The sequence below is a fragment of the Neobacillus cucumis genome (assembly GCF_002860255.1).
Lineage (GTDB): Bacteria > Bacillota > Bacilli > Bacillales > Cytobacillaceae > Neobacillus > Neobacillus cucumis_A.
Genome location: NZ_PGVE01000063.1, coordinates 1 through 18,127 on the forward strand (window position 1 = coordinate 1; position 18,127 = coordinate 18,127).

General features: G+C 39.7%; 21 protein-coding genes. 13 read left to right on the forward strand and 8 right to left on the reverse strand.

The features are described 5' to 3' along the window. Positions 1 to 107 precede the first annotated feature (107 nt). Both CVD27_RS15565 and CVD27_RS15570 read left to right on the forward strand, forming a co-directional pair. Complete coding sequence (locus CVD27_RS15565) at positions 108 to 995, forward strand: NAD-dependent epimerase/dehydratase family protein (RefSeq protein ID WP_101648818.1); 888 nt, start codon at positions 108 to 110, stop codon at positions 993 to 995. After that, complete coding sequence (locus CVD27_RS15570; RefSeq protein WP_101648819.1) at positions 996 to 1,976, forward strand: hypothetical protein; 981 nt, start codon at positions 996 to 998, stop codon at positions 1,974 to 1,976. Between the two features lie 133 nt (positions 1,977 to 2,109). Here CVD27_RS15570 and CVD27_RS15575 read toward each other — a convergent pair whose 3' ends face one another. The 7 genes from CVD27_RS15575 to CVD27_RS15605 form a co-directional block, all read right to left on the reverse strand. After that, positions 2,110 to 2,589: a GyrI-like domain-containing protein gene (locus tag CVD27_RS15575; protein WP_101648820.1), complete on the reverse strand. Its 480-nt coding sequence runs from the start codon at positions 2,587 to 2,589 to the stop codon at positions 2,110 to 2,112. 96 nt (positions 2,590 to 2,685) lie between these two features. Continuing rightward, complete coding sequence (locus CVD27_RS15580; protein WP_101648821.1) at positions 2,686 to 3,336, reverse strand: TetR/AcrR family transcriptional regulator; 651 nt, start codon at positions 3,334 to 3,336, stop codon at positions 2,686 to 2,688. 11 nt (positions 3,337 to 3,347) lie between these two features. Then, complete coding sequence (locus tag CVD27_RS15585; protein WP_101648822.1) at positions 3,348 to 4,454, reverse strand: ABC transporter permease; 1,107 nt, start codon at positions 4,452 to 4,454, stop codon at positions 3,348 to 3,350. Beyond that, positions 4,451 to 5,173, reverse strand: coding sequence for an ABC transporter ATP-binding protein (locus CVD27_RS15590; RefSeq protein ID WP_101648823.1), 723 nt, complete (start codon positions 5,171 to 5,173; stop codon positions 4,451 to 4,453). Before CVD27_RS15590 ends, CVD27_RS15585 begins: the two co-directional genes overlap by 4 nt. 159 nt (positions 5,174 to 5,332) lie before the next feature. Beyond that, positions 5,333 to 7,207 (reverse strand): PTS fructose transporter subunit IIABC, encoded by a 1,875-nt coding sequence (locus CVD27_RS15595; protein WP_101648824.1) that lies wholly within the window; start codon positions 7,205 to 7,207, stop codon positions 5,333 to 5,335. A 12-nt stretch (positions 7,208 to 7,219) separates the two neighbouring features. Beyond that, positions 7,220 to 8,137 (reverse strand): 1-phosphofructokinase, encoded by a 918-nt coding sequence (pfkB, locus tag CVD27_RS15600; RefSeq protein WP_101648825.1) that lies wholly within the window; start codon positions 8,135 to 8,137, stop codon positions 7,220 to 7,222. Continuing rightward, on the reverse strand, positions 8,134 to 8,883 hold the full coding sequence (locus CVD27_RS15605; protein ID WP_101648826.1) for a DeoR/GlpR family DNA-binding transcription regulator: 750 nt from the start codon (positions 8,881 to 8,883) through the stop codon (positions 8,134 to 8,136). Before CVD27_RS15605 ends, pfkB begins: the two co-directional genes overlap by 4 nt. Before the next feature lie 306 nt (positions 8,884 to 9,189). Between CVD27_RS15605 and CVD27_RS15610 the strand changes: the two genes are divergently transcribed. The 4 genes from CVD27_RS15610 to CVD27_RS15625 all read left to right on the forward strand — a co-directional run bounded on the left by CVD27_RS15610 (position 9,190) and on the right by CVD27_RS15625 (position 12,486). Beyond that, positions 9,190 to 9,810 (forward strand): hypothetical protein, encoded by a 621-nt coding sequence (locus tag CVD27_RS15610; protein WP_101648827.1) that lies wholly within the window; start codon positions 9,190 to 9,192, stop codon positions 9,808 to 9,810. 531 nt (positions 9,811 to 10,341) lie between these two features. Beyond that, a complete protein-coding gene (locus tag CVD27_RS15615) occupies positions 10,342 to 11,184 on the forward strand; it encodes a pentapeptide repeat-containing protein (protein ID WP_101648828.1) in 843 nt (280 codons plus the stop codon). A gap of 105 nt (positions 11,185 to 11,289) precedes the next feature. Further along, positions 11,290 to 11,781 carry an HIT family protein gene (locus CVD27_RS15620; RefSeq protein ID WP_101648829.1) on the forward strand — a complete coding sequence of 164 codons (492 nt, stop codon included), beginning with the start codon at positions 11,290 to 11,292 and terminating at the stop codon, positions 11,779 to 11,781. 3 nt (positions 11,782 to 11,784) lie between these two features. After that, on the forward strand, positions 11,785 to 12,486 hold the full coding sequence (locus tag CVD27_RS15625; protein WP_101648830.1) for an MOSC domain-containing protein: 702 nt from the start codon (positions 11,785 to 11,787) through the stop codon (positions 12,484 to 12,486). Positions 12,487 to 12,605: 119 nt separating this feature from the next. On the opposite strand, the gene CVD27_RS15630 is transcribed toward CVD27_RS15625, so the two are convergent. After that, entirely contained in the window at positions 12,606 to 12,899 is a 294-nt protein-coding gene (locus tag CVD27_RS15630) for a YqzG/YhdC family protein (protein ID WP_257984395.1), read from the reverse strand. A gap of 128 nt (positions 12,900 to 13,027) precedes the next feature. Between CVD27_RS15630 and CVD27_RS15635 the strand changes: the two genes are divergently transcribed. From CVD27_RS15635 to CVD27_RS15665, 7 genes are all read left to right on the forward strand, one after another. Further along, positions 13,028 to 13,705: an alpha/beta family hydrolase gene (locus tag CVD27_RS15635; RefSeq protein WP_101648831.1), complete on the forward strand. Its 678-nt coding sequence runs from the start codon at positions 13,028 to 13,030 to the stop codon at positions 13,703 to 13,705. Between the two features lies 1 nt (position 13,706). After that, on the forward strand, positions 13,707 to 14,240 hold the full coding sequence (locus CVD27_RS15640; RefSeq protein WP_101648832.1) for a GNAT family N-acetyltransferase: 534 nt from the start codon (positions 13,707 to 13,709) through the stop codon (positions 14,238 to 14,240). Between the two features lie 147 nt (positions 14,241 to 14,387). After that, positions 14,388 to 14,570 carry a hypothetical protein gene (locus tag CVD27_RS15645; protein WP_101648833.1) on the forward strand — a complete coding sequence of 61 codons (183 nt, stop codon included), beginning with the start codon at positions 14,388 to 14,390 and terminating at the stop codon, positions 14,568 to 14,570. A gap of 264 nt (positions 14,571 to 14,834) precedes the next feature. Further along, entirely contained in the window at positions 14,835 to 16,082 is a 1,248-nt protein-coding gene (locus CVD27_RS15650) for an MFS transporter (protein WP_101648834.1), read from the forward strand. 85 nt (positions 16,083 to 16,167) lie between these two features. Further along, positions 16,168 to 16,707: an HD domain-containing protein gene (locus CVD27_RS15655; protein WP_101648835.1), complete on the forward strand. Its 540-nt coding sequence runs from the start codon at positions 16,168 to 16,170 to the stop codon at positions 16,705 to 16,707. A 71-nt stretch (positions 16,708 to 16,778) separates the two neighbouring features. Beyond that, on the forward strand, positions 16,779 to 17,234 hold the full coding sequence (locus tag CVD27_RS15660) for a DUF2269 family protein (RefSeq protein WP_101648836.1): 456 nt from the start codon (positions 16,779 to 16,781) through the stop codon (positions 17,232 to 17,234). A 329-nt stretch (positions 17,235 to 17,563) separates the two neighbouring features. Further along, positions 17,564 to 17,998, forward strand: coding sequence for a DUF4395 domain-containing protein (locus CVD27_RS15665; protein WP_101648837.1), 435 nt, complete (start codon positions 17,564 to 17,566; stop codon positions 17,996 to 17,998). The last annotated feature ends 129 nt before the right edge of the window (positions 17,999 to 18,127 follow it).

The following is an 18,127-nucleotide window of genomic DNA, read 5'->3' on the forward strand; positions in this document are numbered from 1 at the left end:
AAGTCGCCTTGAGAACAAAATACAAGAAGGAAATCCAAAAAGTGTCTTCAAAAAGGTTCTTGGAGGACAAAACAAATAAAAGAGCTAAAAATAAGGAGGGGAATGCGATGAAATCAGCCTTAATCCTCGGAGGTACCCAGTTTGTCGGAAAAAGATTGGTTCAGCTGCTCTTAGACCAAGGTATTGAAGTGACGATTGCAACCAGAGGAAAAACTCCTGATCCCTTTGGAAACCAGATTACTAGACTGAAAATAAACCGTGAAGATGCAGGTTCCCTGGATCATGCCTTTCGGGGCCAAAAATGGGATGTTATCTTTGATCAAACCTGTTATTCCTCACAGGAAGCGCTAGCTGCCCTTAAGGCATTAGAAGGGAAAGCCGGGCAATACGTGTTTACCTCCAGCCAGGCAGTCTATGACTTTGGCACAAACCATAAGGAAGGAAACTTTAACCCATTAAATTTCACTCCCAAGCTAAAACACAGAGCAGAGTATATGGGGTATGTCGGCTATCAGGAAGCCAAGCGGTCGGCAGAAGCCATACTTTTTCAAAAAGCACCAATCACTGTGGCCGCCATCCGCTTTCCCATTATTATTGGCAAGGATGACTATACGAATCGCTTAAAATTCCATGTCGACCATGTGAATAGTGGAGAGGCGATGTACATCGCAAATCCAGAATTGCGATATAGTTTTATAGATTCAACAGAAGCAGCAAAGTTTTTGTTGGATATTGCGACTTCTGGTTACCATGGGGCAATAAATCCAGGCTCTAGCAAGGATTTAAGTTTAAGAGAATTAGTAACGCTAATTGAGGAAATGACAGGTAAAAAGGCAAAATTAGATGTTGATGGTGCTCCATCACCCTACAATCTCCCAGGACCATGGTCGGTTAATACCAATTTAGCACAAGCCTTAGGCTACTCCTTCACACCTTTGGATAAATTGCTAAACCAATTAATCCATTTTTACATAGAGCAGGAGGTGGTTGGATAAATGATCGGCGGAATTATAATTGCTGGTATTATGTTGGCGGGGTTAGCTGCAGGAGTGATTACTCTCGTGGTAAAAAATCAACCCAAACTATCAAAAGAAAATATCCCTTCTCGGCTGGGAATTCTTGACCATGTCCCGTTTGAGCCTGTACTTAATAAATTAAATGCATCATTGGATGAGGACTATATTCAACAAGTAAAAGGGCGGTTTCTTCAGGAGAACCCTAAACTAACGGAACATGACTTTGAATGGTGGTTGTTTGAATTAAAACGCTATTTCTTGTTATCCAATATCTTAAAGATAACTCCGATGTTTAGCAAAGAGGTTGATGAGGTCTGGCATACGATGATTCTTTTTACGCAAAAATATCAAATCTTTTCCGAGCGGTTTCTCGGACAGATGCTTCATCATACACCGAACATTCATCCCGAACCTGCACCACAAGAACGGGCATTTTTTGACTGGGCATTTTCGCAATTGTTTCAAGTAACCAAGTTCAGCTGGAAAACATGGGGGAGTTTTTTCAAATATCCAGTTGATACTAAACTGTTAAAAGAATTTAACGAAAGTTCGATTGAAGCTTTGAAGGAAAAATATTTCAAGGTAAACGAGGATAACAAGGAATTAATTGAATATCTGGTTTCGAAAATGAAAAAACAATTGAGTGAAGCCGAAGTGATGTATCAAGTTGATAAAAAGGGCAGGTTTACCAGAATTTCAACATATGGTGAAATGACCTCTCTTTCCCTTGTGATGGTCTTTTTCTCTTACTATTATTTTGATGAATATTGGAACTACGCCAAGCTATATGCCTTTGCAAATCCAGGTCATTACACAAGCGGCTGTACAACCGCTGTTTTTTGCGGGAGTTCCTCTACGGACCATCATCATGGTGATGGGGGAAGCAGTCACTCAAGCTGCTCAAGCTCTAGTTGCTCTAGTTCAAACTGTTCGAGTTGTGGCAGCGGTTGTTCGTCCTAATTTTATTAGATATTCTTATGGGAATTGTTTACTATAGGGCAAAGAAAGTAGAATTAAAACAATTTTGGAAAAAGGTATAAGTATGGATGAAAAAAGCGATGCACTTAGGCGGCATCGCATTATATAGATCGATTTATTTTAGCGGTATCCATATTTCAGAGTAATAGTCTGAGCTCCAAGGATCGCCTGCTGGATAAACTTCTAATTCAGGTCCTGCGGCATGTTCATAATGGCTAGATGGAAACCATTCCGAGAAGATTTGTTTCCAGGCATTCTGCATGGAGTCGGGCATGGCGCCGTGGACTTCAAATACCCCCCATTTCGATGCCGGAATATCAAGTATCTCTACGCCTTCTGGCTGGGGACCTTCGTATTCTGCTGCAATCCAGTAATCCATTAAGCCAGGCTGCTGGGAACGTTTGTCTACACAGACGCCTACCACTCCGTTAATTTTTCCATTATTAAGCTCAACTAATAAGTCATTCGTGCCATCAGCATGAACATCGTCCCACATTTTAGGAATTTCTTTTAGATTTTCGCCATTCATGCAGGAAAACTCACGCTTGATGCCGGCTACTTGAAAACTTCCCCGTTCGACAATTCTATAATTCATCAGATCTACTCCTTGGGTTAAGATAATTGGATTTTACCATCTTTCCCCATAAAAATAACCTGTATCTGTTCGACACGATACAGGTTAATTCATGAATTACTCTCTTTTTCCCAGCCCATTCATAATAAATTGAATCGTGCGCTCTGTTTCCAATTCATCATCCCATAGGGCATCCGGAAACAGAATATACCGAGAAAACAAGTAGCCCATGACACTGGTAATCATGAGACGAGCGACACTTGCGGGTGGAATATCAATAATCTGCCCTTTTTTTTGGTAGTCTTCAATGATATTGGATACACGGCCAAACAAGTTTTTGGCGATTAGGTCAATAAACTGTTCTCTTAATTCCGGTTGAAAGGGGATCTCTTGAAGCATAATCTTAACAACCGGGAGAAGTTTCTTTATTACATTTCTTCGGTTATCGATGGCGGCTCTGAGAAAATCTTCAATCCGGTCATACTGTTGGTTTAGGACCTTATCAAAATCATTTACGATATATGGGCCAATCACCTTTGCCATAATTGGGGTAACAATGGCCATTAATAAATCCTTTTTTGTTTTATAATGGCGAAAAATAGTCCCTTCGGCAACACCTGCTTTTTTAGCTATTTCACTAGTCGAGGTAGAGGCGTATCCTTTTTCGGAAAAGGATTCTATTGCTGCAAGGAGTATTTTCCCTTGCTTTTCCGTTAGTTTTTCCTCATCAAACAACTGCTGAATCAGCATTTCTTCTTGTTCAAACATGGTAAGCTCCTTTAAATTTTTCGATACTTCTTCAAAGCTACTATATTAAGAATGATAAAAACAAGAGCAAATCCTAACAAGACAAGAAGGTCCTTCGTAATATCACTGAAACCTAACCCTTTATACATAACCGAAACTAAAGCATCCCCCCCATAATAGAGGGGCATGATTTTTGCAATTACTTGCATCCAATCTGCCATCCCTTCAAACGGGAAAATACCTGCAAAAAAGACCTGAGGAACTATCGCAATCGGAATAAATTGCATCATTTGGAATTCGGAATTGGCAAAAGCCGATAAAAGAATCCCAAGCGATAAGGCTACGAGTGCTAAGCACAGATTGATAAGGACCACAATCCAAAAAGAGCCAACAAGCATAATATCTAATACTTTGACCGCATAAATGACAACAATTAGTGTTTGAATGATGGCAAATAAACCGTAGCCAGATAGATAACCAAAAACAATGTCTCTTCTTTGAATCGGTGTCGCTAATAATCGGTCCAGTGTTCCTGTTGTCCGTTCCCGAAGCAAAGCAATGCCTGAAATGAGAAAAACAAAGAAGAAGACAAAGAAACCAACTAAAATAGGGCTTAATTGATCAAAAAAGATCGTATCCTCATCACCATAAATATAGGTTGTATGGATGTTTGGTGCCTTAGCCTGCTCGATGTTTAATGGTGCCCCTTGAAGTTTCTTCTGAACCTCTTGAAGGAATTGGGTCATTTTAGCAGATTGCTTTTTGGCATTTTCCGCAGAGACCGACTGTTGAACCTTGATTAACAATGCCTTAGTGGCGGAAGGCTGGTCATTTACCAGCGTTATATTAATTTCATTCTCTTGAACTTGAAGAATGGCATCTAAGTCGTCTGTATCGATGACTTTACTCCAGTTGGAACGATCCTGGTATTCTATAACCTCGATATCCTTACTTTTCAATTGCTTTACAAGGGAAGCGTCGGCTCCAGTAACCCCAAGCCTTGGGTCAACGGTATTACTTCCTAGCAGATAATGAAGCAGGGTAAGGATTAATAAGGGTGCGACCATCATTAGGGCAAGTGCGCGCCTGTCGCGGAGCATTTGATGGATAATCCGTTTAACTAAGGCAAGAATCCTCATTTTTTACCGCCCCCAGCCTTTAAAAATACTTCTTCTAATGTTGCTATTCCGTACTGTTTCTTTAGTTCCTGCGGTGAGCCGCTTGTGATGATTTCTCCATCACGGACCATGGCTAAATAGTCACACTTTTCTGCCTCGTCCATGACGTGGGTCGTGATTAAAATCGTTTTTCCGGTCAGCTTTAACCGCTGGATTTCAGCCCAGATGGAAAGCCGGAGCTCCGGGTCAATCCCAACTGTAGGTTCATCTAATACTAAAACTTGCGGGTCCTGAATAAGGGCTACTGCTAGTGACAGTCTTCGTTTCATTCCACCAGAGTAATCTTGAACTTTCTTTTTTAAATCGGAAGTGAGATTAACTAAATTAGCCGCATAGGCAATTCGTTCTTTTTGAACATTCTTTTTTAGCTTAAAAAGAGAAGCGAAGAAGGCTAAATTTTCCTCTCCAGTCAAGTCAGTGTATAGAGCGTCCGCTTGGGCCATATAGCCAATTTTCTGCAAGAGGTTTAAGTTTGGAACCTTTGTATCCAAGACTTGTACATCACCTTTGGTGGGGCGGTCCATACCTACGATGATTTTGACCATGGTTGTTTTTCCAGAGCCTGAGGGACCAATGAGGCCATAGATTTGTCCAGGTTCGACTGATAAATTGACATGATGCAAAACTTCCTTTTTTCTAAAACTTTTACTAACATCTTTTAAGACGATGGAAGCTGACATAAATAAACCCCCTTTTGGGAATAAAAGTGAGTGATTACTCACTTTTATTATATAGCGGCTTAAGGAAAATCGTCAATTTAGTTTTGAAAAATTTCAATAATTGAACGGTGGATATGAAAAAAGCCCGATTTCCAATGTGGAAATCGGGCTTTGAAACTTTTACTCAGTTACAGGCTTTTTTAAGATTCCAAGTAGGACAGCTGAAACAATTGCTCCAATGACAACCGATAAAAGGTACAATAACCAGTTGCCGCTAACAAGTGGCATGACGAATACTCCGCCGTGAGGAGCGCGCAGGCCGATATGGAACATCATTGAAAGTGCACCAGCTACAGCTGAACCAGCCATTACAGAAGGGATCACACGAAGCGGGTCTGCTGCTGCAAACGGAATCGCACCTTCAGTGATAAAAGATAATCCCATAATGTAGTTTACTTTTCCAGCTTCACGCTCTTGCTGGCTGAATTTCTTTTTAAATAAAGTTGTTGCGATGGCGATACCTAGTGGAGGAACCATTCCAGCAGCCATAATCGCAGCCATTGGCTCATACACACCATTTGCTAACAATCCAGTACCGAATACATATGCTGCTTTATTGATTGGTCCACCCATATCAAAGGACATCATCGCACCTAAGATAATTCCAAGTAACACGGCATTTCCAGTTCCAAGATTTGATAACCAGTGCGAAATTCCATGGTTCAAGGCACCAACAGGTTTATTGACAACGAATAACATGATGAATCCAGTTAATGCAATACCTAATAGTGGGTATAAAAGAATCGTTTTAATACCTTCAAGAGATGCCGGCATAAACGTTAATACTTTTTTCAGACCTACTACTAAATAACCAGCAAGGAAACCAGCGATCAGTCCGCCTAGGAAACCAGCGCCGCCGGCATTAGCAAGCATTCCGCCAACCATACCTGCAGCAAATCCAGGACGGTCTGCAATACTCATCGCGATGAAACCAGCAAGTACAGGAACCATTAGAGCAAAGGCATTACCGCCGCCGATGGTCATTAGGGCTTCAGCAATCGGATTATACGTTGGATCATCCGGTTTGAAGGCATTAAAACCAAACATGAAACAGATTGCGATTAAGATACCACCGCCGACAACGAATGGAAGCATATTGGATACACCATTCATTAAGTGCTTGTATATCGTTGCACCAACGCCTCTGCCTTGTTTTCCGTTATCATTGCTGCCAGCAGCGCTAGTACCATGATAAATTGGAGCATCCTGATTTAGGGCTTTTTCAATTAATTCCTTTGGCTTGCGGATTCCGTTCGCTACCGCTGTTTCAATCACGTGCTTTCCGTTAAAACGGGCCATTTCTACCGTTTTATCAGCAGCGACGATAACTGCCACAGCGTTTTCAATTTCTTCCGCTGTCAGAACGTTTTTCGCTCCTCCGGAACCATTGGTTTCGACTTTAATGTCAACACCCATTTCCTTCGCTTTCGCCTTTAAGGAATCAGCTGCCATATAAGTATGGGCGATTCCAGTTGGGCATGCAGTAACCGCAACAATAAACTGACTCTTCCCAGCCATAGATTGTGTTTCTTCTTTATCTTCTTGATCATACTTGTTGATGATTGCTAAGACTTCATCTTCCGTTTTCGCTGAAAGAAGCTGTTTGCGGACATCTTCATTTAATAAAATCGTTGATAATCTTGACAACGCTTCAAGGTGAGTGTTGTTCGCACCTTCTGTAGCTGCAATCATAAAGAAAAGATGAGCAGGCTGGCCATCAAGAGATTCATAGTTTACACCGTCTATTGATCTTCCAAAAGCAATAGCTGCTTCTTTAACAGCTTTTGTTTTGGCATGGGGAATAGCAATTCCTTCGCCGATACCAGTTGTGCTTTGCTCTTCTCTTGCTATAATTGCTTTTTTATATTCAGCTTTATCAGCTAATTTACCTGCATTATCTAAAACAGTAACTAACTCTTCTACTACATCTAATTTTTGTGTGCCGTTTATGTTTAGCTTGATTGTATTTTTGGTTAAAAGCTCTGTTATCTTCATAGACCTTCTCCTTTAGAATAATTTCGTTTCGAGCTTTACTTGCGGTAGTAAACCTTCAATTTTTTCAGGTGTACATAGGCCGATTGAAAAAGCAGTTGCACTTCCTGAGGCAACACTGAAGCGGAAAGCCTCTTCAATGGATTGTGTTTTTTCATAGGTTGCTAGAAAACCTGCTACCATTGAATCCCCGGCACCAACAGAGCTTTTTACTTCTCCTTTTGGAACGGTGGCAATGATGGCTTGATCTTTGTTAATAAGGACTGCACCTTCACCTGCAAGTGAGACAATTACATTTTGTGCACCTTGTTTAATAAGTTCTCTTCCATATGGAATAACTTCTTCACAAGTGGAGAGGGTTGTATCAAATAAGTCACCAAGTTCATGATGATTAGGCTTGATTAAGAAAGGCTGCAATGGGATTACTTTTTTTAACAAGTCTCCCTCGGCATCAACAACAAATTTAATACCTTTTTCTTTACATATTTGAGCGAGCTGCTCGTATGTTGTTGTTGGCATAGTAGAAGGAATACTTCCAGCGAGAACAAGCGTATCTTCGCTAGTTAGATCATAAATTTTTTGTTTCAATGCTTCGAAGTCTTCTTTCGTAAGGTTAGGACCGGATGCATTGATTTCCGTTTCTGAATCAGACTTTACTTTTACATTGATTCTGGTATCACCATCAACCTTGACAAAATCAGTGTTAATTTCAAGTGACATTAAGTAGCTATCAAGATAATCACCTGTAAATCCGCCGATAAATCCAAGGGCTTTGTTAGTAATGTCAAGTCTCTTTAAGACTTGGGATACGTTAATCCCTTTCCCACCAGGCAATTTAGTCTCTTTTTTCGTTCTGTTTAATCCACCTAATGTGACTTGTTCTAGCTCTACGATATAATCGAGTGATGGATTTAGTGTTAATGTATAAATCATGAGGTAACCACCTTTATTTTTGTCTTACTCGAATACTGCTCCTTTGTTTCGAGGTCTAACTCATTTGTTAGGATCGTCGCTTCGTGAAGGTCCGCTATTTTTGCAAATGCGATCTCTGAGAATTTAGTTTCATCTGCTAAAACATAGACTTCACGAGATAGATTAATAGCGCTCTGTTTAATCATAGCCTCTTCTTGGTCCGGAGTTGTATACCCCAATTGGGTGTGAATCCCATTTACGCCCATAAAGCATTTATCAAAACGATACTGTTCGAGGCTCTCAAGTGCACCGCGGCCGATCATGGCTTTGGTGGTTGACTTAATCTGGCCTCCAAGTAAAAATGTTTTTATATTTTTGTCGAGAAGCTCGTTTGTGTGCATAAGTCCGTTTGTTACAACGACAATATTAGCAGGAAGGAAAGGAATCATTTCAAATATGGTGGAACCTGCATCTAAATAGATGCAATCTCCTTCTTCCACTATGCTTCCGGCATATTGAGCGATTTCTCGTTTAGCTTGAAGGTTTTTGGATGATTTCTCGGACATGCTTGGTTCTTGCAACTTTCCTTGAAGTCTAGCTGCACCGCCATGGACCCGTTTTAGAAATTTCCCTTCTTCTAACTGAGTGAGATCCCTGCGAATCGTTGATTCTGATGAATTCGTAAGCTCTACTAGTTCTTGCAGCTTAACAGTATTCTTTTTCTTTAATGCTTCTAAAATAATTTGATGGCGTTCAGGCTCTAACATGGTAACCGCCTCCTAAAAACGCTTTCATAATTTACCTGGTGCTTTTATCATACTTATTTTTTTTATAAAAATCAACCATAAACTATCATAAACATTCCGTAACAATCAAAAACGGTCACATGCCATTCATATTTTTTGGCTATAGTATTGTAGAAAAATAACGATTAATACAGTCCCATTGTTATTAATCTGATATAATAAACTTAATATTGGTAATTTTTACTTGGAGTTTGATGACTGTTTCTTTACTAGTTTTACCTGTTTTTTAAAATAAAATTATAGGTATTTTGGAAAGGAGTCATTGGAGTGTTATCTTTTGAGGAAAAAAAGGCTATTTTTCAATCATTTAAGTTAAAGGAAAAGCAATATGGTAATGGAAAGGTGAGCTTTGTTTATCCTGAAAGCATTCAAAAAGGGCAGGTTTTGGCCACCCAATTACATCCAAGTGGAAATGGGTACGTGATCGGGAAGTATATGTCAGACGAAACGATAAGGAAGCACGGTTATCAGGTGGATCCGCGCGGTTGGATTTCTATTAAGGTTTTCTCAAAAGAAGAAATCGCGAAGGTGATAACAGAGGCGATAAATTCGATGTCTGGCGGGGAAATTGAGGCGTTGCTTCCAGTTATTGAAACTGAAGAAAAGATAGTTCCTCAAGCAGTTAATGAAGAAATGGTTTCAAAGGTAGATGAAGAGTCATTGGAGGTAGAGTCTTCGGAGATTCTTGAAAAGGATGGATCTGAAAAAGCTAAAAATGCGGAGGAGCCTGCCAAACAAGGTACATATGAGTTTTACCCTGGTTCCTATCTATCTGCCTGGATGGGTCTGACGTTATCGACCATGGAGTATGGATATTTGGTATGGAGGAAGGCTTTTAGGAAATATGTTGGTTTTGTGCCTTCGGATGTGCAGAAAAATGAGAAGTAACTGAGTGAATACACAAGTTTAGCTTGTGTATTTTTGTTTGAAAGGCTATTAAGCTGCTTGGAGGATGAAGTGTGGTTTGGATTATTAGGGGCAGAATTATGAAGGACAAATTAGAAGAGGAAAATGTCTTTAATAGGGGTTCTTGAAGACAAAAGTGCCTCTGAAAAGGAGAAAATTGTCTTTAATAAGGGTTCTTGAAGACAAAAGTGTAGCTGAAAAGGAGAAAATTGTCTTCAATAGGGGTTCTTGAAGACAAAAGTGTAGCTGAAAAGGAGAAAATTGTCTTCAATAGGGGTTCTTGAAGACAAAAGTGCAGCTGAAAAGGAGAAAATTGTCTTCAATAGGGGTTCTTGAAGACAAAAGTCCTTCTGAAAGGAAGAAAAGTGTCTTCAACTAAGAAATCACTATTTAGAAGTACTCCAATTTCTATTCAAAGCTCCTTTATTTTCGACAAGGACCCAAAGAATAACCCCCCTCCCATACCGTTCCAAATTGTTTTATAGTAATAGATATAGAAAGGAAGTGAAATGAATGCCTACTCAGTTGGATTTATCCCACGATGACCGCAGTCGGGAGCATTTTCGTCCGAAGTGTGAAGATTGCTTTGGTTTGTGCTGTGTTGCCCTTCCGTTCGCAGCTTCAGCAGATTTTGCAATAAACAAAGATGGTGGCACACCTTGCCCGAATCTACAATTAGACTTTCGCTGTGGAATCCATCAGAAGCTTAGACAAAAAGGTTTTAAAGGCTGTACCGTCTATGAATGCTTTGGGGCCGGACAAAAAGTTTCACAAGTCACGTTCAACGGAAAAGATTGGCGTCAACATCCCCACTCAGCGAAAGAAATGTTTGCCGTATTCCCGATTATCCAGCAACTCCATGAGATGCTCTGGTATTTAACAGAAGCTCTTTCCTTACAAGCGACAGAATCCATTCATGCTGACCTCCGTGAGACAATCGAACAAACTGAAAAGCTGACACTGCTCCCTTCCGATAAACTCAAGGAACTTGATGTTCCGGCACACAGAGCAGAAGTTAATACGTTACTTTTAAAAACAAGCGAATTAGTGCGTGCTGGATCACAGCCAAAGCAAAAGAAAGGCCGTCACGCTGACCTTATCGGAGCCAAATTAAAAAAAGCCAACCTGAAAGGAGCTAATCTCAGAGGGGCGTATCTGATTGCGGCAGACCTAAGGGAAGCGGATCTTAGAAACGCCGATTTTATTGGAGCTGACCTCAGGGATGCCAATCTTAGTGGAGCCGACTTAACAGGAAGTATTTTTCTCACTCAAGCTCAGATCAATGCCGCAAAGGGAGACGCCAGTACACAGCTGCCCCCATTACTTTCACATCCAGCTCACTGGGCCGCCGAATAGTCCATCAAAAAAGAGCTGGTTGCAGGTCCTTTTATTTACCTATTTATTCCTTTTTATCTTTATTCTTTACTAAAAAAAGAGAGCTGACAGCAAAGGGGAAAAGCAATGCGGAAAATAACATTATCTAACGGAACAATGGTTGAGGTTGAATGTTTAAGCTGTGCTTTAACGAGTGGAATGGTTGAACCAGATGGGGGAGTGGTGGTTGAGACGGAGCACTTCCACGCGCATCAGGATGTGGCCTACCCAATAAAGGGGCTAATTATTTTAGCCTCGAAGCGGCATATCTATTGTTTTGATGAATTAACAGAAGAAGAAAAAATAGATTATATTAACCTGTTAACGAAGATCAGGAAAGCGCAACGTGAGGTTCTAGGAATCGAGCACGTTTATTATTTTTATAATGAAGATACCACTCATCATTTTCACATGTGGATGGTTCCCCGCTATGACTGGATGAATGAGTTTGGCCGCTCCGTTGAATCCCTAAGACCGGTTTTGCGCCATGCTAGGAATCAAATGAGTGACAAAGAGAATGTGAAAGAAGTATTGGATGCCATAAACAGGCTGAAAAATGCTTTTCGGGAGGCAAGATAAGAGATGTTATTAAAAAAGGTTTACGCAGGCTTGCCAAAAACAGTCGGTACAAAGGACGCGAAACAGCCAATGGATCGTGAATGGACTAGTGCCATATTTAAAGAGTCAGTAGAAGGACCAGTTTGGGTTGGTAAAATCGGTTTAACTGGTGATGGGCAATTTGACCAGGAAAATCACGGTGGTCCGGAGAAGGCTGTCTTCGCATATTCATCTGAGCATTATACATATTGGAAAAATGAATATGATATTACTGATATTTCAATCGGCGGTATGGGTGAGAATTTCGTTTTGGAGCAGTTAACTGAAGACATGGTCTCGATAGGAGATACCTTTCAAATTGGCGATTGCGTTGTCCAGGTGTCCCAGCCAAGGAAGCCATGCTGGAAACCTGCCCGCCGTTTTAAAACGAAAAACCTTGCGTTATTAATACAAAGCACTGGGCGCACTGGCTGGTATTTTCGTGTCTTAAAAGAAGGCCTAGTAGAGGAAGGTCAAGCGTTAACCTTGTTGGAGAGACCTTATCCACAGTGGACTATTCAAAAATGCAATGAAATCATTCATGGCCAAAAACAAGATTTTGGGGAAATGAAGGAACTGGCAGCCTGCGAGCTTCTGGCTCCAAGTATGAAAGAATCTTTATTGCAAAGGGCAATGAAACAAGAAAAGCCAGACATTCAAAACCGAGTGCTTGGACCGAATGATTGACCGATTGGGCAGATGGTGATTGAGAGCGGGTCCTAAATCAAGTCATTGAACTATCATGACCTTGCATATATTTGTGAATGCAGAACAATTAAGGAGGACATATACAATGCCCTCCTTTGTTACCTAGTTGTTTCTCTAAAGGTAATGTTAATGACTTGGTTGGTGGCTGGGTTAAATTCTATATCTACAAAAACCCCGAACTCTTTCTGGGCACTTTTTAACCAAAGTTTGAATTTTTCAGTGGTGGATTTTGGACCTGTCACTCGCCCAATATGAAGATAATCGATTATGTTAGCATTGGGATACCTTTCTTTGGTTTTTTCCATAGCCATAGTACCCCATTTCGCATACGGAGGAACAGGTTTCTGCTGTGCAGCAGTCTCATCAGGAAACTGTAAGAGACCTATATTCAAATTAACGAACGTAAAAATTAAGCTGAATAAAAGTTTTTTCACAACATGACCTCCACTTGCTTTTAAGTTTAGCATTGCATACCAAGTCATAACTTATGTAGGGAAAAAATGACGGAGGTGAATACCACGTGTATCAAATTCATGAAGGGCAAGTAATGAGAAATAAATATTCATCGATTCCATATAAGTGGATTCAGAATGAATACTCTAATCGTACGATTTGTATTATGCTTCCCGGCCTTGGCTACACGACAGAAAGGCCTTTGTTTCACTATGCAACAGGACTTTGTTTAGAACGAAATATAGATGTTCTTCATATTAATTATACTTTTGCAAAAAATGAACAGTTTAGGAAGCTCTCTAAGCAAGAACAACCACAGTGGATGTACGAAGACGTAAAAGCTGTTGTTGAAGAAGTATTAAAGGAAACAGAATATGAGTGCTGTATCTTATTGAGTAAATCAATTGGAACCATTCCGATGTCGATGGAATGGTCGAAAAGGTATTTTATTCGTAATGCGATTGGCATATGGTTAACCCCTTTGTTAAAAGAACAGAGTGTGTACGAGGCCCTTTTACATACCAATTTGCCATCGCTATGTGTCATTGGTGATCAAGATCATCACTTTATCGAGGAGCGTATTCATTCATTAAAAGCAAATAACCTAATTTCTACCGTTGTTGTTCCAAATGCCGATCACAGTTTAGAGATAAAAGAGGATACTATAGCCTCCATTGATGCTGTTAAAACGGTGATGCTAAACGCCAAAAAATTTTTAGTGAAGCACAGGAAAGGAGCGAACTAATGTGGAAATTCGTTTATTAACTCCCGCCGATGCCAAACAATATTGGGAATTAAGACTGGAAGCATTAAAGAATGATCCTTCGGCCTTTTTATCCAGTTATGAAGAAGCAGTCACAAGGGAAAATGCCATTGAGCAGACTGCACGAAACTTTACCGCAGAAGGAAACTACACATTTGGTGCATTTGATCATGATGAGCTCATTGGAGTTGTCACACTTCTTCAAGAAGATCGAGTGAAAATAGGGCATCGGGCAAATATATTTGCCATGTATGTAACCCAAAGCAAACGAGGACTAGGTATTGGGAAAGAATTAATGACAGCAGCCATCAATAAAGCGAAGGATATCGATGTCATTGAACAAATCAATCTAAATGTAACCGCCAGAAATCAAAGAGCGAAACAGCTTTATACAAAGCTAGGCTTTCAGGAGTTTGGATTAGAGAAGCATGCTCTTAAAGTCGATGGTATATATTATGATGATTTTTATATGGTTTTACATCTAAACAAGGATAGGGAATTAAATTCCAACGACTAACAGCGATTCTTCTTTAGAAAGGGGAACGTTGTTTTTTTCATTATTAAAATCAAATGAAAGCGCTATCAAAAATAGTTTAATAATGTTATAATTAACCAGAGGAGCAGTATGTCACATCTTAATGATCATGAAAGGGGTCGTTTGAGTATGACGGATAGTATTTATTCACACTTGAAAAAAAGAGGGGTAGTTGTACCAGAACATTACATTCAACCTTTAAAAGCACAGTGGGATGTGTACCAGCTCTTAAATAATAGTCCTAATCTTAATAACTTTACCAATCATAATCTTAGTTCAAAGAATTCACAAGAAGAGCTTGGGCACGAGTAGTGAGATTACCATAAAGTTACAAAAATTCCTTGAATAACAAATTAAAATAAAGTAAGATAAAAATACGTTGTAAATGAAAGGGTGTTTTAAGTCCGATGTTTGCCTAATCCTCTTTTTGGAGAAAATTCAGATAATATGGATATGCTCTGGATAGGATAGGATTAGTACGGGCTTTTTTATGATATAGTGAAGCTAAACGGATTTCTTTGCCGTTTTGTGTCCTGTATTGCCTCCTGTCCAGATGTTGGAACAGGAGGTTTTTTAATGGAACAAACAAATGTAAAGTCAAATGTGACGATGGGAGCTTTATTTCGAAATAAAGTCATCCAAACGTTACTTCTCTCCACGTTTTTCCTGCAAATTGGAGTTTGGGTGCGAAATTATTCCATTCTGTTATACGTGGTAGAAAAAACACATGAGGATCCTGTTGCTGTTTCGCTAATTTCGGTAGCAGAGTTTGCCCCTATTTTTCTATTTTCTTTTATCGGAGGGACCTTTGCTGACCGCTGGAAACCGAAACTGACAATGGTTTGGTGTGATTTTTTGAGTGCTGTATCTATTTTTGTGGTACTTCTTGCACTCTTCTTTGGCGGGTGGAAGGTAATCTTTTTTGCCACGCTTGTATCATCTATTTTATCGCAGTTTTCACAGCCGGCGGGAATGAAGCTATTTAAAATTCATGTTAAAGAAGAACTCATTCAAATGGGGATGTCGATTTACCAAACGATCTTTGCTTTGTTTATGATTATTGGTCCTGTACTAGGTACGTTTGTATATCAGCATTTTGGGATTAATGTAGCGATTGGGGTTATGGGTATAGCCTTTTTACTCTCGGCCGGAATCTTATTCTTTCTCCCGAGAGATCTTGAATTAGAGGAAAAAGCTGAAGAAACGACAGTACTACAGGAAATGAAAGCAGGTTTCAGTTATGTATGGCAGAGCCGGGCATTAACGTTGCTTGGGGGATGTTTTGCTGCAGCTGGCCTGGGGTTAGGTCTTACGCAGCCGTTAGCTGTTTTTCTTATTACTGAAAAGCTTGGTTTGCCAAAAGAACAGCTGCAATGGCTAATGGCGGCATTTGGAATCGGTATGATTCTAGGCGGTGGTCTTACCGTAGGTATGGCGAAAAAGACTCCGCCGCAGATATTGCTTGCGATTGGTATGGGAGTTAGTGCGCTAGGGTTTATGGTAATGGGTCTTTCTGATTTGTTTTGGTTGACTCTAACCGCTCAATTCATTAGTGGATTGTTTATGCCGTGTATCCATATTGGAATCAACACAATGATCCTAAAAAATACCGATGCAGCCTTTATAGGCCGGGTAAATGGCATATTAAACCCAATTTTCATGGGGTGCATGGTTATTACAATGACAACAAGCGGCTGGCTGAAAAAGACATTTTCTCTTGTATCGATTTATGAATCAACAGCCTTGCTTTTTATTGTTGGGGTACTTTTTCTAGTTCCATTATTCAAGGGGCCTGCAGTAATGGAAAAAAGTGAAGAAGCATAGCTTAAAAGTAAAGGGAGCTTGGCCATCCGAGCTCCTTTTACTTTTCTCTTTCGTAAAATCAGATGGTGAAAAGGAGGCAATACAAATGGATATTATTGAAAAAGCATTGCAAATGGCAGCGAAAGCACATTCGAAGCAGCAAAGAAAGGGAAGCGATATTCCTTATATTGTGCATCCGGTAGCTGTGGGAATGATTTTAATGAAGGCAGGATATGACGAATCCTTTATTGCAGCGGGAATCCTTCATGATACAGTGGAAGACACTGAGATATCATTAAATGATATACATCGCGAATTTGGCCTTGAGATTGCTAGAATTGTGGATGGCTGCTCCGAACCGGATAAATCACTTTCATGGGAGGAGCGTAAAACACATACGATCGAATATTTGAAGGATGCACCTATGGAAATCCGCGCAGTGGCATGTGCTGACAAACTACATAATGTTCGTTCTATTAAGAACGATTATGAACAGGTGGGAGAGGCAATCTGGAGTAAGTTTAATGCTGGCAAAGAAAAGCAGGAATGGTACTATACCCAGATAGTTGAAAGTTTACAGTATCAAAACTCCTTTCCTTTAGTGAGGGAATTGGAAGAAGCGGTTCGGCGCTTATTTAACAGATAAATTTTGCAGGTCAGACTTTAATTGAAAATATGGTAGAATAGGGGTATGGAACTGATAATGGGGGTTACATAGTGACTACATTCTACAAAATCGTCGTGTTTATTCATATTTTTTCTGCCATTATTGGCATGGGACCGGGATTTATTTTAACAACTGTTGTTAAATCAGGAAATAATATGACGGAATTGCGACATTCTTATAGGCTCAGACATAAGCTTCATATTTTTGTAATGGTCGGCGGTACGCTGCTTTTAGTTACGGGTTTAATAATGGGTTTTTTAAATCCGAGTCTTTTTCGAATGGGATGGTATGTGACAAGTCTGATTCTTTTTTTAGCTGCGCTTGCAATCGGACCTCTGGTCTTATCTCCAAGATCTAAACCCGTAAAAGCCTTGTTGGCTGCACATCAAGGCGAGGAGATTCCAGAAGAGTACTGGCGTTTATCTAGAATTTTATTTCGTTTTGAAGACGTTGAAAATATCATTTTCATCGTCATCATCTCTCTTATGATATTAAAACCCTTTTAATTCAGAAAGGTTTGGCAAAGTTAAAACTTCGCCAGCCTTTCTTTTTTTAGGCTCTTTTCGTAACATTGTTGCTTTTTGGACCATGTAAAGGGATACTTACTAAGCTTCAGGGCAATTTTCGCAAATGTTCTTACGAAAAGATGCCACGATGCATATAGTTATACGAGCCGATGAACTTTTACGAAAAACAACAATCAATGCGAAAATAGCCTTTTTTATTTAGGAAATAATAAAGTCATTAAGGCATTTAACTATACAAAAAATTATATTTAAGGTACACTATATTAACATTAAGCATACAATTCCAATGTGAAAGGTAGGTTTTTCAGATGGCTAACAATATACGTTCTATTCCACGTCCTCTTGTAAAAACAAACCAGTGGGTTATTGTGCTAAGTGTGGTATTAACCTGGGCATCTGGTATAGAGTGGCTTTTATTAATACCGCTTCTTTCTGGTTTAAGTGGACTATTTTTTGGATTTAATCCGATTATGCAGTTTGCCAAAATATTTTTAAAGAAGGAGCCTAAGGCTTATATTCCTGAAGATTGGGATCAGCAGCAATTTAATCAAAAAATTGCCGTCTTGTGTTTGGCAATAGGTTTTATAAGCTTCTTGGCGGGATGGAATGCATTGGGATATATCTTTACGATTTTAGTTGCGGCAGCAGCATTTGTAGCTATTCTTGGCTTTTGTATCGGCTGCTTTATTCATTATCAATGGAGACAATTTAAATATAGACGATCCATTCAAAAATCTTCATAAGGCTCTTGCGAAGCGCAAGAGCTTTTTTATTTGGCAGGAAACTTAAAAAATTTCTAAAAATTATGTATAATTAGTTATTTTTGTTGACTAGAAAAAGTAGTAACCTCTAAAATGAATTAAGTTTAAGAA

Coding starts and splice junctions, on each gene's coding strand:
- CVD27_RS15565 (WP_101648818.1), top strand. CDS start 108: ATGAAATCAGCCTTAATCCTCGGAGGTACCCAGTTTGTCGGAAAAAGA.
- CVD27_RS15570 (WP_101648819.1), top strand. CDS start 996: ATGATCGGCGGAATTATAATTGCTGGTATTATGTTGGCGGGGTTAGCT.
- CVD27_RS15575 (WP_101648820.1), bottom strand. CDS start 2,589: ATGAATTATAGAATTGTCGAACGGGGAAGTTTTCAAGTAGCCGGCATC.
- CVD27_RS15580 (WP_101648821.1), bottom strand. CDS start 3,336: ATGTTTGAACAAGAAGAAATGCTGATTCAGCAGTTGTTTGATGAGGAA.
- CVD27_RS15585 (WP_101648822.1), bottom strand. CDS start 4,454: ATGAGGATTCTTGCCTTAGTTAAACGGATTATCCATCAAATGCTCCGC.
- CVD27_RS15590 (WP_101648823.1), bottom strand. CDS start 5,173: ATGTCAGCTTCCATCGTCTTAAAAGATGTTAGTAAAAGTTTTAGAAAA.
- CVD27_RS15595 (WP_101648824.1), bottom strand. CDS start 7,207: ATGAAGATAACAGAGCTTTTAACCAAAAATACAATCAAGCTAAACATA.
- pfkB (WP_101648825.1), bottom strand. CDS start 8,137: ATGATTTATACATTAACACTAAATCCATCACTCGATTATATCGTAGAG.
- CVD27_RS15605 (WP_101648826.1), bottom strand. CDS start 8,883: ATGTTAGAGCCTGAACGCCATCAAATTATTTTAGAAGCATTAAAGAAA.
- CVD27_RS15615 (WP_101648828.1), top strand. CDS start 10,342: ATGCCTACTCAGTTGGATTTATCCCACGATGACCGCAGTCGGGAGCAT.
- CVD27_RS15620 (WP_101648829.1), top strand. CDS start 11,290: ATGCGGAAAATAACATTATCTAACGGAACAATGGTTGAGGTTGAATGT.
- CVD27_RS15625 (WP_101648830.1), top strand. CDS start 11,785: ATGTTATTAAAAAAGGTTTACGCAGGCTTGCCAAAAACAGTCGGTACA.
- CVD27_RS15645 (WP_101648833.1), top strand. CDS start 14,388: ATGACGGATAGTATTTATTCACACTTGAAAAAAAGAGGGGTAGTTGTA.
- CVD27_RS15650 (WP_101648834.1), top strand. CDS start 14,835: ATGGAACAAACAAATGTAAAGTCAAATGTGACGATGGGAGCTTTATTT.
- CVD27_RS15655 (WP_101648835.1), top strand. CDS start 16,168: ATGGATATTATTGAAAAAGCATTGCAAATGGCAGCGAAAGCACATTCG.
- CVD27_RS15665 (WP_101648837.1), top strand. CDS start 17,564: ATGGCTAACAATATACGTTCTATTCCACGTCCTCTTGTAAAAACAAAC.